The sequence below is a fragment of the Candidatus Phyllobacterium onerii genome (assembly GCF_028331445.1).
GTDB classification, from domain to species: domain Bacteria; phylum Pseudomonadota; class Alphaproteobacteria; order Rhizobiales; family Rhizobiaceae; genus Phyllobacterium; species Phyllobacterium onerii.
In genome coordinates this window covers 321,442-333,191 of sequence record NZ_JAQMHX010000001.1, presented here as the reverse complement: position 1 = coordinate 333,191, position 11,750 = coordinate 321,442, and the positions used below count along the sequence as shown (strand labels likewise).

The 11,750-nt window shown below is 57.4% G+C and carries 10 protein-coding genes; all 10 read right to left on the bottom strand.

Annotated elements, in window-relative coordinates:
* Window positions 1-267 precede the first annotated feature (267 nt).
* Window positions 268-516 (bottom strand): formate dehydrogenase subunit delta, encoded by a 249-nt coding sequence (locus PHA01_RS01610; RefSeq protein WP_271892907.1) that lies wholly within the window; start codon window positions 514-516, stop codon window positions 268-270.
* Complete coding sequence (fdhD, locus tag PHA01_RS01605; protein WP_271892906.1) at window positions 509-1,441, bottom strand: formate dehydrogenase accessory sulfurtransferase FdhD; 933 nt, start codon at window positions 1,439-1,441, stop codon at window positions 509-511. The genes PHA01_RS01610 and fdhD overlap by 8 nt, the downstream gene beginning before the upstream one ends.
* A 2-nt stretch (window positions 1,442-1,443) precedes the next feature.
* A complete protein-coding gene (gene fdhF, locus PHA01_RS01600; protein ID WP_271892905.1) occupies window positions 1,444-4,323 on the bottom strand; it encodes a formate dehydrogenase subunit alpha in 2,880 nt (959 codons plus the stop codon).
* A gap of 10 nt (window positions 4,324-4,333) precedes the next feature.
* On the bottom strand, window positions 4,334-5,890 hold the full coding sequence (locus PHA01_RS01595; protein WP_271892904.1) for a formate dehydrogenase beta subunit: 1,557 nt from the start codon (window positions 5,888-5,890) through the stop codon (window positions 4,334-4,336).
* Complete coding sequence (locus PHA01_RS01590; RefSeq protein ID WP_112525925.1) at window positions 5,887-6,360, bottom strand: formate dehydrogenase subunit gamma; 474 nt, start codon at window positions 6,358-6,360, stop codon at window positions 5,887-5,889. Before PHA01_RS01590 ends, PHA01_RS01595 begins: the two co-directional genes overlap by 4 nt.
* Before the next feature lie 102 nt (window positions 6,361-6,462).
* On the bottom strand, window positions 6,463-7,359 hold the full coding sequence (locus PHA01_RS01585; protein ID WP_114428346.1) for a LysR family transcriptional regulator: 897 nt from the start codon (window positions 7,357-7,359) through the stop codon (window positions 6,463-6,465).
* Window positions 7,360-7,422: 63 nt separating this feature from the next.
* Window positions 7,423-8,118: an urea ABC transporter ATP-binding subunit UrtE gene (urtE, locus tag PHA01_RS01580; RefSeq protein WP_262294055.1), complete on the bottom strand. Its 696-nt coding sequence runs from the start codon at window positions 8,116-8,118 to the stop codon at window positions 7,423-7,425.
* A 62-nt stretch (window positions 8,119-8,180) separates the two neighbouring features.
* Window positions 8,181-8,927 (bottom strand): urea ABC transporter ATP-binding protein UrtD, encoded by a 747-nt coding sequence (urtD, locus tag PHA01_RS01575; protein WP_271892902.1) that lies wholly within the window; start codon window positions 8,925-8,927, stop codon window positions 8,181-8,183.
* Window positions 8,928-8,930: 3 nt separating this feature from the next.
* Window positions 8,931-10,109 carry an urea ABC transporter permease subunit UrtC gene (gene urtC, locus PHA01_RS01570; RefSeq protein WP_271892901.1) on the bottom strand — a complete coding sequence of 393 codons (1,179 nt, stop codon included), beginning with the start codon at window positions 10,107-10,109 and terminating at the stop codon, window positions 8,931-8,933.
* Complete coding sequence (urtB, locus tag PHA01_RS01565; RefSeq protein ID WP_271892900.1) at window positions 10,106-11,731, bottom strand: urea ABC transporter permease subunit UrtB; 1,626 nt, start codon at window positions 11,729-11,731, stop codon at window positions 10,106-10,108. Before urtB ends, urtC begins: the two co-directional genes overlap by 4 nt.
* Between the last annotated feature and the right edge of the window lie 19 nt (window positions 11,732-11,750).

The following is an 11,750-nucleotide window of genomic DNA, read 5'->3' as shown; positions in this document are numbered from 1 at the left end:
TGGCCGGATTAACATTTGGCCCGAAGACACGAACGTTGCAGGGGGGAAAATGCTGAGGGACGACAAAAATACGAAGGCCGACTACGAGCCTTATATTACTCGCTCTGCACCCTATGTCGTATTCCTGCTTTTGTGGCTTCCGTTTGTTCTTGTCGTAGGCAGGCTATTCGGCAATCAATGACCAAGAACGAGAGAGGGACCCCTTAGTTAGGGGCACCGAATTCAGATATTGCGGCTATATGAATTAGACTGTCGCCTGCTTGGTGATCAGGCCGGAACCGGCCCAGGCTTGCGGATGTGTTTCGCAGCTTCTACTACCAGCGGATCAAAGCCGTTATCCTCTTGTTCAAGGATCGCGAAAAACTGCTCGCGCATGCGCGGCTCCCAGAAGTGGTTGATGTGGTCAGCAACACCTGCCACCGCCTCATCCTTCGGCTGTGTATGGAAGAACGTGGCTATCTGGTTGGCCATATAGACGAGCTTTGTCGCCGTCGATTTGTGGCTTTCACTATCCATATTGCACCAATCTTACAGTGGGACTTTGAACGAGAGTCGATGCAGCCGGATCGGGATTCGGCTTGGGAAGCACATCCGCCGCTTTTGTATCCAGCTGGGCCAAAGCGGCCGGGACGCGCTCTGGGCGAGTAAATACATCGAATTCATCACCGCGCACAAGCGCTACAAGCGTCATGCCCGCGGCATGCGCTGTGCGGATCGCCAACGCTGTCGGCGCCGATACGGCAATCAGGATCGGCGCGCCGATGATCGCCGCTTTTTGCACCATCTCAATGGATACGCGGCTGGTAACGACGACCGCGCCAGTCTTGCCCTCCACACCAGAACGGCAGAGAGCCCCGGCCAGCTTGTCCAGCGCATTATGGCGGCCAACATCTTCGCGCGCTGCAACGATGCCCTTTCCGGGAACATAGAACCCGGCGGCGTGGACTGCGCCGGTTTCACTATGCAGCGGCTGAACCTGCGAGAGCAGCTTGACCGCGTCCGCGATTTCATCCGGGGTTAGCTTGAGTTTGGCCCTATCGACCGAAGCAACGGGTTTCAACGCCTGCTCGATCGACTCGATGCCGCAAAGGCCACAGCCGACAGGTCCGGCCATGCGGCGGCGGCGATCCGTCAGTTCCTGGCCCGCTTCACCTGCAAGCACGATCTGGATATCGACGCCCTCGTCATGTTCCTCGACGGTGATTTCGCTGATTTCGTCGAGCTGCGAAATGATGCCCTCTGACAGGCTGAAGCCGACAGCGAAATCCTCCATGTCGGCTGGTGTCGCCATCATGACCGCATGGGTCGTGCCGTTGTAACTGAAGGCGACCGGGGTTTCTTCAGGCACCATCCTGTTGTCTGTCGCGTAAACATCACCCGCACCCTTGCGGCGACGGGTGATGCGCGGAACGACAAGCAGTGCGGGGCGCTTTTCGGGCATGGTTACTCCGCGGCGTCCAGCACCGGAGCAATACGCCTGCTCTGGCGCGCCTGCTCGTCATATTCGACCTGCCAGTCGCTCGGACCGTTCGAGGCGCCGACCTGCACCGCTGTAACCTTGTATTCCGGACAATTGGTCGCCCAATCGGAGAAATCGGTGGTGATGACATTGGCCTGCGTCGTCGGATGGTGGAAGGTCGTATAGACGACACCCGGCGATACGCGATCGGTGATCAGCGCCCGCAGAGTGGTTTCGCCTGCGCGGCTGGTGATCTTCACCCAATCGCCATCGCGAATGCCGCGCTGCTCGGCGTCATGGGCGTGGATCTCCAGCCGATCCTCTTCATGCCAGACGACATTGTGCGTGCGGCGTGTCTGCGCCCCGACATTATATTGCGACAGGATGCGACCCGTCGTGAGAAGCAGCGGGAAGCGCGGTCCAGTCCGCTCGTCCGTCGCAACATATTCGGTGCGGATGAACTTGCCCTTGCCGCGCGCAAAGCTGTCGATATGCATTATCGGCGTGCCCAATGGCGCCTTTTCGTTGCATGGCCATTGAACGGATCCTTCCTTGTCCAGAAGGTCGTAAGTAACGCCGGCGAAACTCGGAGTCGTCAGCGCGACTTCGTCCATGATTTCGGAAGGATGGCTGTAGCTCCAGCCAAGTCCCATGGCATTTGCGAGGTTCTGCGTAACTTCCCAATCGGCGTAGCCGTTGAGCGGGCTCATAACCTTGCGCACGCGATTGATCCGGCGCTCGGCATTGGTGAATGTTCCATCCTTTTCAAGGAAGGTAGAGCCGGGCAGGAAAACATGGGCGTAATTAGCAGTTTCATTGAGGAAGAGGTCGTGCACGACGACGCATTCCATGGCGGCAAGACCGGCAGCGACGTGCTTGGTATCGGGGTCCGACTGAAGGATGTCCTCGCCCTGAATGTAGATGCCCTTGAAGGTGCCATCAACGGCAGCGTCGAGCATATTCGGAATGCGAAGGCCGGGCTCGTCCTGCAGCTTCACGCCCCAGAGCTTGTCGAAGATGTCGCGCGTCGATTCATCGGAGATATGCCGGTAACCGGGAAGTTCGTGCGGGAAGGAACCCATATCACAAGACCCCTGCACATTGTTCTGACCGCGGAGCGGATTCACGCCGACGCCCTTGCGGCCGATATTGCCGGTCGCCATGGCGAGATTCGCAATAGCCATAACGGTTGTCGAGCCCTGGCTATGCTCTGTGACACCAAGACCATAATAGATCGCGCCATTGCCGCCAGTTGCGAAAAGCCGTGCAGCCTCACGCAAAGCCTGGGGATTAACGCCCGACAGCTGTTCGATGGCTTCCGGGCTATGCTCCGGAGAAGAAACGAAGGCTGCCCAATCCTGGAACTCATCCCAATCGCAACGTTCGCGGATGAACTTCTCATTGAAGAGCCCTTCGGTGACGATCACATGGGCCATCGAGGTGACGACGGCAACGTTGGTACCGGGACGCAACGGAAGGTGTTGTGCAGCTTCAACGTGGGGTGAACGCACCAGATCGATGCGGCGTGGATCGACGACGATCAGTTTTGCACCCTTGCGCAGCCGCTTCTTCAAGCGGGAAGCAAAGACAGGATGACCATCGGTCGGATTAGCACCGATGATCATCACGACGTCAGTGTGCTCGACACTGTCGAAGTCCTGTGTACCTGCAGAAGTACCAAATGTAGTTCTGAGGCCATAGCCAGTTGGCGAATGGCAAACGCGGGCACAAGTATCGACATTATTGTTGCCAAAACCGGCGCGCACCAGCTTCTGGACAAGATACGTCTCTTCATTGGTGCAGCGGGACGATGTAATACCGCCGATGGAATTACGCCCGTACTGATACTGAATGCGGCGGAATTCGTTGGCGACGTGCTTGTAAGCTTCCTCCCACGTGACTTCGCGCCATGGGTCCGAAATCTTCTCGCGGATCATCGGGTTGAGAATGCGGTCCTTGTGGGTCGAATAGCCGTAGGCAAAACGGCCCTTGACGCAGGAATGGCCGCGATTGGCCTTGCCGTCCTTCCAGGGCACCATGCGAACCAGTTCTTCGCCTCGCATCTCTGCCTTGAATGAGCAGCCGACGCCGCAATAGGCGCAGGTCGTCACTTTCGAATGTTCCGGCTGACCAATCTCGATGACTGATTTTTCGGTCAATGTTGCTGTCGGACAAGCCTGGACACAGGCGCCACAGGAAACACATTCGCTATCGACGAAATTCTCATGCATGCCTGGCGAAACGCGGCTGGAGAAACCACGGCCTTCGATGGTCAGTGCAAAGGTTCCCTGCACTTCCTCGCAGGCTCGTACGCAGCGCGAGCAGACGATGCATTTGGCCGGATCGTAGGTGAAATAGGGATTAGACTCATCCTTCGGCATCCAGCGATCATTTGCAACGTCATTTGCCTTGGCGAAAACGTGGTTATCGCCCTCATAGCCATAACGAACATCACGAAGACCCACGGCGCCGGCCATGTCCTGCAGTTCGCAATCGCCATTGGCCGCGCAGGTAAGGCAATCAAGCGGGTGATCGGAGATATAAAGCTCCATGACGCCTTTGCGGATATTCTTCAGACGTTGCGTTTGGGTATGGACGACCAGCCCTTCCATTGCCGGCGTCGTGCAGGAGGCTGGCGTGCCATTACGGCCTTCGATCTCTATCAGGCAGAGGCGGCAAGAGCCGAACGCATCCACCATATCAGTGGCGCAGAGCTTTGGAACCTTGATACCGGCTTCCATGGAGGCGCGCATGATCGAAGTGCCTTCGGGCACAGTGACCTCGTTACCGTCGATGGTCAGCGTGATCATCTTTTCGGAAAGAGATTTCGGCGTACCGTAGTCGATTTCTTCAATGAGAGACATGAAACAGCTCCTATTCCGCCGCTACGGCGATTGGCGCGGGGCGGAAATCTTCAGGAAAATGGGTGAGAGCGCTCATGACCGGATAGGGCGTGAAGCCACCCAAGGCACAGAGCGAGCCAAACTTCATCGTGTTGCACAGGTCCGTCAAAACCTCGATCTGCTTTTCAGGTTCGATGTTGGCCGAGAGGCGATCGACGACTTCGACACCGCGTGTTGAACCGATGCGACAGGGAGTACATTTGCCGCAAGATTCGATTGCGCAGAATTCCATGGCGAAACGCGCCTGCTTCAGCATGTCCACGCTGTCATCGAAAACCACCAGACCAGCATGACCGATGAGGCCATCCTTTGCGGCGAAGGCTTCGTAGTCAAAGGGCGTATCGAAAAGTTCGCGCGGGAAATAGGCGCCGAGAGGGCCACCGACCTGCACAGCCTTGACCGGACGTCCTGTGGCCGTGCCGCCACCGATATCGTCGACGATTTCGCCGAGCGTAAGACCGAAGGCAGCTTCGAAGAGCCCGCCATGTTTGACGTTGCCGGCAATCTGCAGCGGGATGGTGCCTCGAGAACGGCCCATGCCGAAATCCTTGTAGAAAGGAGCGCCTTTATCGAGGATGACGGGAACGGAAGCCAGAGAGATGACATTGTTGATGACGGTTGGCTTACCGAACAGGCCCTTATGTGCTGGCAGGGGTGGCTTGGCGCGAACAATGCCGCGGCGGCCTTCGAGGCTTTCAAGCAATGCCGTCTCTTCGCCGCACACATAGGCCCCTGCCCCGACGCGGACTTCAATGTCGAAAGCGTACGATGAGCCAAGCACGGACGAACCAAGTACCCCGCCCTTACGTGCGATCTCCAGCGCTTCGTTCATGACTGCGATGGCATGCGGATATTCTGAACGCGTGTAGATGTAACCCTTGGTTGCGCCAACAGCGATGCCAGCGATTGTCATGCCCTCGATCAACACGAAGGGATCGCCTTCCATGATCATACGATCAGCAAAAGTACCGCTATCCCCTTCGTCAGCGTTGCAGACGATGTATTTCTGCGAACCAGTGGTTTCGAGAACCGTCTTCCATTTGATACCGGTCGGGAAGCCCGCACCGCCGCGACCGCGCAAGCCGGACTCCGTCACCTGGGCCACGATTTCGGCAGGCGTCAGCTTGAGGGCGTTTTCCAGACCCTTCAGACCATCATTGGCACGATAATCTTCGAGGGAGACGGGATCTGTAATGCCGCAACGGGCAAAGGTCAGACGTGTTTGTTTGGCGAGGAAGGGGTGATGATCGATGAGGCCGAGCCAGAGAGGGTGCACCCCGCCCTCGGCCATGCCATTGTCAAGCAGTGCCGCCACATCGGAGGCCTTGACCGGGCCATAAGCGATGCGGCCGTTTGGCGTTTCGACCTCGACCATCGGCTCCAGCCAATACATACCGCGCGAGCCATTACGGACGATTCGCGCATCGAGGTTGCGTGTGTCGATTTCAGCCTGCAGGGATCTGGCGACCTTCTCGGCGCCAAGCGCCAACGCGCCGGAATCGCGCGGAACGTAGAAAGTGACTGTCATAGCCGCACCTCCGCCGCGATTTCCTCGAGCTGCTCGGCGTCGAGACGTCCAATCACCTCATCGTCGAGCATCGCGGCAGGGGCGCAGGCACAAAGGCCGAGGCAATAGACCGGCTCAAGCGTCACTGCACCATCGGCGGTCGTGCCATGCCAATCGATGCCGAGAAGCTGGCGCGCCCGGTCGGCGAGCGCATCGCCGCCCATGGACTGGCACGCTTCAGCGCGGCAAAGCTTCAGAACATGCCGGCCAGCAGGGTGATCCCGGTAATCATGATAAAAGGTAAAAACGCCATGGACTTCGGCGCGGGAAATGTTGAGGGCCTGTGCAATCAACGGAAGCGTTTCTGGTGGAACATAGCCGAATTCGTCTTGCAACTCGTGCAGAATTGGAAGAAGCGGGCCTTCTTTGCCCTTCAATTGATCGATAATGCCTATCGCTCTGCTGGCGATATCGGTACTTGCGCTTTGCATATCGTGCAACGCCCTCCCTTGTTTCTCCCCACACCCCGAAATAGATCAAAGATGCGTGGCATTATCAATACCGCAGTCTCGTTGAGCGATAGAAATTTTCTATCAAACCATATTCATACTTACAGCCAATGCGCGTGCCTCGTGCAACAGCGCAGAAACCAACGGCGTATGAGGTTCGCGATCCGCAGCGACCAGTCCGACGAGGTGGCGCGCATCAGGCTCGACGATGGGTATCGCACGGATCGGCTCGGCAAATCCCAGCGTCTCCGCAAGGTTGAGCGGCATAATGCTCGCCCATTTTCCGGTTCTTATGTGCGAGAATAGCACAATCATGGAATTAGACTCGAGCGTCGGGTGGACCTCAACCCCCGCCTCCTGCAAATGCTTGTTGATGAGGCGGCGATTCTGCATGTCCATGGTGAGAAGGCAAAGCGGCAATTGCCCCACCTCCGCCCATGTGACCGACTTTCGATCGGAATAGGTATTGCCCGACGAAGTAATCAGCTGGTAGCGCTCGGTGTAAAGTGGCACGGACGTTACGCGTCCGAGAGGCTCATTATCCAGGTAGCTGATACCGATATCGATCTCGAAATTGCTGAGCAGCGTCAACACTTCAAGCGATGTTCGCGAGGTCACGGAGAATGTAACATCCCGGTGCTTTTCGCGGAAAGGCGTTGTCAGCCGCGAGACCATGGCAAGTGCCGTGGGAATGGCTGCGATCTTCACGTGCCCGGCAAGGCCGAAGCGGGCGGCGCGGATTTCCTCGCGCATCGTGCGGGTATCGCCGACAATGCGGCGGGCCCATTCAAGCACGCGCTGACCTTCCGACGTCAGTCCCTTGAAGCGTGACGCACGCTGCACGAGTACAACACCGAGCGTATCCTCAAGCTGGCGGATAGCTGCGGAAAGCGTCGGCTGGGTGACGCCGCACTCTTCTGCCGCCCGGCCGAAATGCTTGTGGTGCGCCAAAGCTATAAAAAATTCCAGCTTGTCGATCATGCGGGGTTGCTCCTCTTGAAGCGACCCTAGCGATGATCTTGCACAATCAGCAAGCCAAGTTTTTCAAACGGTCAGGAACTTGCGCACTTCCGGCTTGTCGAGGCTAGCAGCGTCACCGGAATGGACGATCTCGCCCCGATCCATAATGTAGACGTGATCGGCGAGTTCGCGGCAGAAGTCGAGATACTGTTCCACAAGAAGGATTGCGAGGCCCGCCTGATCACGCAGGAACTGGATCGCCCGGCCGATGTCCTTGATGATCGAAGGCTGGATACCCTCGGTCGGTTCATCGAGAACCAACAGTTTCGGCCGTGTCACCAGCGCGCGGCCGATGGCGAGCTGTTGCTGCTGACCACCGGAAAGATCGCCGCCGCGGCGCCCGAGCATAGTCTTCAACACCGGAAACAGTTCGAAAACTTCCGGGGGGACATTGCGATTGCCGCGCGTGGCGGCAGCGAAGCCGGTTGCAAGGTTTTCGCGGACAGTCAGCAGCGGGAAAATCTCGCGCCCCTGCGGAACAAACGCGATGCCGGCGCGGGCACGATCATAGGGCGGCTTCTTTCCCAGAGCCGATCCTTCAAAACTGATCGAACCGGAGGAAAGCGGGTGCTGACCGACGATGGCTCTGAGCATGCTGGTCTTGCCGACACCATTACGCCCGAGCACACAAGTGATCGATTTCGGTTTCACTTGCAGCGACACACCGCGCAGCGCCTGCGCGGCACCATAGTGCAGCGACGCATTTTCAATTGTCAGCATGGGAGAATTCCTTGCTCTTTTTGACGCAAATTCCGGACGGAGCCACTCTTTGGAATAGGTCTTTATCGGCCAAGATAGACCTCGATCACACGCTGATCATTACTGACGAAATCGAGCGAGCCTTCTGCCAACACCGAACCTTCGTGCAGGCACGTCACCTTCACATCGAGTTCGCGGACGAAATGCATGTCGTGTTCGACCACGAGCACCGATCGCGTCTTGGCGATTTCGCGCAGCAGCTTGGCCGTTTCGGCGGTCTCGGCATCGGTCATCCCCGCAACTGGCTCATCGACCAGCAACAGCTTCGGGTCTTGTGCCAGCAGCATCCCGATCTCGAGCCATTGTTTCTGACCGTGCGAAAGGTTCGCTGCGAGCCAGTCTCGTTTGCCGTTCAGGCGGATCGTATAAAGAATATCCTCGATCCGTTCGGCTTCGTTCGCGCTCTGTTTATGGAAAAGTGCCGAAAACGCCGAACGCGGACCGGAGAGGGCCAGCACCAGATTGTCTTCAACCGTGTGGCTTTCGAAAACCGTCGGTTTCTGGAATTTGCGGCCGATGCCGAGCAAAGCGATTTCCGCTTCGTCGTGCCTGGTCAGATCCACCTCACCATTGAAATAAACGTCGCCAGCATCCGGCTTTGTCTTCCCGGTGATGATATCCATCATCGTCGTCTTGCCGGCACCATTCGGACCGATAATGGCGCGCATTTCCCCCGTCTGCAGCACAAGCGACAGATTATTGATGGCACGGAAACCATCGAACGAGACCGAAACGCCATCGAGATAGAGGAGGGTATCCTGGGCTTTCATGATCTATTCCGCTGCCTGAGGTTCGGGAAGGTGCACATTCTCGGCGGCAACTGGTGGAGGCGCGCTGTCCTTCTTTCGCGCGGCGCGGTCAGCCAATTTTGTTCTCCATGAGCCGTAGAGACCAAGGATACCTTTCGGCAAAAACAGGGTGACTATGATGAACAGCGCGCCCAGCGCGAACAGCCAGATTTCCGGAAATGCAGCCGTGAAATAGGTCTTGCCAAAATTGACCAGTACAGCGCCGATGATGGGTCCGATAATCGTGCCACGGCCGCCCACGGCGACCCAGATGACGGCCTCGATGGAATTGGCCGGTTCGAACTCCGACGGATTGATAATGCCGACCTGCGGCACGTAGAGCGCACCGGCTATGCCCGCCATCATTGCCGAAATTGTCCAGACGAACAGCTTGTAGCGATCGACGCGATAGCCAAGAAAGCGCATGCGGCTTTCCGCATCGCGGACGCCGACCAGGACCTTGCCGAGCTTGGAGCGAATGATGAAACTCGACACGAAGACGGCCAGCGCCAGAAACAGTGCGGTCGCCGCGAACAGCATGGACCGGGTGGTTCCAGCCTGGATGTTGAAGCCGAGGATATCCTTGAAATCCGTCAGGCCATTATTGCCGCCAAAACCCATGTCGTTGCGGAAGAATGCGAGCAGCAGCGCATAGGTCAGCGCCTGGGTAATGATCGACAGGTAAACGCCGGTAACGCGGGAGCGAAAGGCAAGCCAGCCGAAGCCAAAGGCAAGAGCACCCGGCACCAGCACGACCATCAGAGCTGCGAACCAGAAATTATCGAAGCCGTACCAGAACCAGGGCAATTCCTTCCAGTTCAGAAAGATCATGAAATCTGGGAGCACCGGATCGGCATAGACACCGCGCGGGCCGATCTGGCGCATCAGATACATGCCCATCGCATAGCCACCCAACGCAAAAAATGCGCCGTGACCGAGCGAAAGGATCCCGCAAAACCCCCAAACCAGATCAAGCGCGACTGCTAGCAGCGCATAAGTCAGGTACTTGCCGATCAGGGAAACCAGATAGGTCGGGATGTGCAGAGGCGAAGTTTCCGGCAGCAGGAGATTTGAAAGTGGTACGAGGAAGGCGATTGCGACAAGCAGCGCAATTACAATCCCGCCGCGCCGGTCGACATGGGTGAAAAACCATTGGGTGATCATGCCTCTATCGCCCTTCCCTTGAGTGCGAAGAGACCACGCGGACGCTTCTGAATGAACATGATGATAAGCACAAGCACGACGATCTTGCCGAGGACAGCGCCGGCGAAAGGCTCAAGGAACTTGTTGGCGATGCCAAGCGACATGGCACCAACCAATGTGCCCCAGAGATTGCCGACACCGCCAAAGACAACAACCATGAAGCTGTCGATGATATAGCCCTGGCCGAGATTGGGACTGACATTGTCGATCTGGCTAAGCGCCACGCCTGCAATTCCGGCGATGCCGGAACCGAGGCCAAAGGTGAGTGCATCGACCCACGGCGTCCTGATGCCCATAGACGAGGCCATGCGGCGATTTTGGGTGACTGCCCGCATGCGCAAACCGAGCATGGTCTTCTTCAGGACCAGTTGCACGATGGCAAAGACGGATAAAGAGAAAACGATGATCCACAGGCGCGACCATGTGAGTGTGAGCAAGCCAAGGTCGAAAGACCCGGCCATCCAGGATGGGTTGCCGACCTGCACGTTCGACGCGCCGAACCAGGAGCGAATTGCCTGTTGCAGCACGAGCGAGATGCCCCAGGTTGCAAGCAACGTTTCAAGAGGACGTCCGTAGAGAAAGCGGATAATTCCGCGCTCGATGACCACGCCTATTCCGCCGGAAACGAGAAATGCGGCAGGAAGCGCGATGAGCAGCGAGTAGTCGAACATGCCAGGTGCCGACGTTCGGATAATCTGCTGCACTACGAACGTCGTATAGGCGCCGATCATGACCATCTCGCCATGTGCCATGTTGATGACGCCCATGACACCGAAGGTAATGGCAAGGCCGATGGCCGCGAGCAACAACACCGAACCCAATGACAGGCCGTAAACGACATTCTGGATGGCGTTCCAGAATGCGAGCTTGGTATTGATGCTGTCGATAGCCGCCTTCGCCGCTTCGCCAACCGGTCCCTGCACGTTCTCAAGTGGAGTAAGCAAACTCAGAGCATCGCGGCTGTTGCCGGCACTCACTTCCGTGATGGCGGCAATTTTCACATCGTCTGCCGCATCGGAACTGAGCACGGCAGCGGCTTTGGCCTGCTGCATGAGCGCTTTGACGCCGGTATCCTTCTCAACAGCAATGGCTTGATCCAGCAGCGGGATTGACTCCGGATCGCGGGTCTTCAGGATAGCCTCCGCGGCTGAACGGCGCTCGGTGATATTATCGCTCATCAGTGTCAGGCCACCGATGGCAGCTGCGATATCACGGCGCAACCGATTATTGACCTTGATCTTTTCTGCAGCCGACCGCGATACGGGATCGAGTTTCGTTCCGGTCAGCGGATCGGTTGCGGCGTAGTCCGAACCGTCACGCTTGCCGAAAAAGACGGTCTTGTCGGCTTTTGCCACGTAAAGATCACCAGCGCTCAGCGCATCGAGGATTTTGGAGACGCGGGGATCGCCGGTCTTGACCAAATCCGAGATGGCCTTGGTCGTGTCCTCGAAATTGTCGCCCGCAAGCGCCTGAACAAGCGGCCGGAGCTTCGCGTCATCAACAGTCTGCGCATTGGACTGGGCAATGTGACAACAGACGCCAAGCATCAGAATGAATACGGACAACAGGCGGTTCAATCGCATCAATCAATCCTGTGTTGAA

Bases quoted from the DNA above. Each gene is read 5' to 3' on its own strand.
- PHA01_RS01610 (WP_271892907.1), bottom strand. From the start codon at position 516: ATGGATAGTGAAAGCCACAAATCGACGGCGACAAAGCTCGTCTATATG.
- fdhD (WP_271892906.1), bottom strand. From the start codon at position 1,441: ATGCCCGAAAAGCGCCCCGCACTGCTTGTCGTTCCGCGCATCACCCGT.
- fdhF (WP_271892905.1), bottom strand. From the start codon at position 4,323: ATGTCTCTCATTGAAGAAATCGACTACGGTACGCCGAAATCTCTTTCC.
- PHA01_RS01595 (WP_271892904.1), bottom strand. From the start codon at position 5,890: ATGACAGTCACTTTCTACGTTCCGCGCGATTCCGGCGCGTTGGCGCTT.
- PHA01_RS01590 (WP_112525925.1), bottom strand. From the start codon at position 6,360: ATGCAAAGCGCAAGTACCGATATCGCCAGCAGAGCGATAGGCATTATC.
- PHA01_RS01585 (WP_114428346.1), bottom strand. From the start codon at position 7,359: ATGATCGACAAGCTGGAATTTTTTATAGCTTTGGCGCACCACAAGCAT.
- urtE (WP_262294055.1), bottom strand. From the start codon at position 8,118: ATGCTGACAATTGAAAATGCGTCGCTGCACTATGGTGCCGCGCAGGCG.
- urtD (WP_271892902.1), bottom strand. From the start codon at position 8,927: ATGAAAGCCCAGGATACCCTCCTCTATCTCGATGGCGTTTCGGTCTCG.
- urtC (WP_271892901.1), bottom strand. From the start codon at position 10,109: ATGATCACCCAATGGTTTTTCACCCATGTCGACCGGCGCGGCGGGATT.
- urtB (WP_271892900.1), bottom strand. From the start codon at position 11,731: ATGCGATTGAACCGCCTGTTGTCCGTATTCATTCTGATGCTTGGCGTC.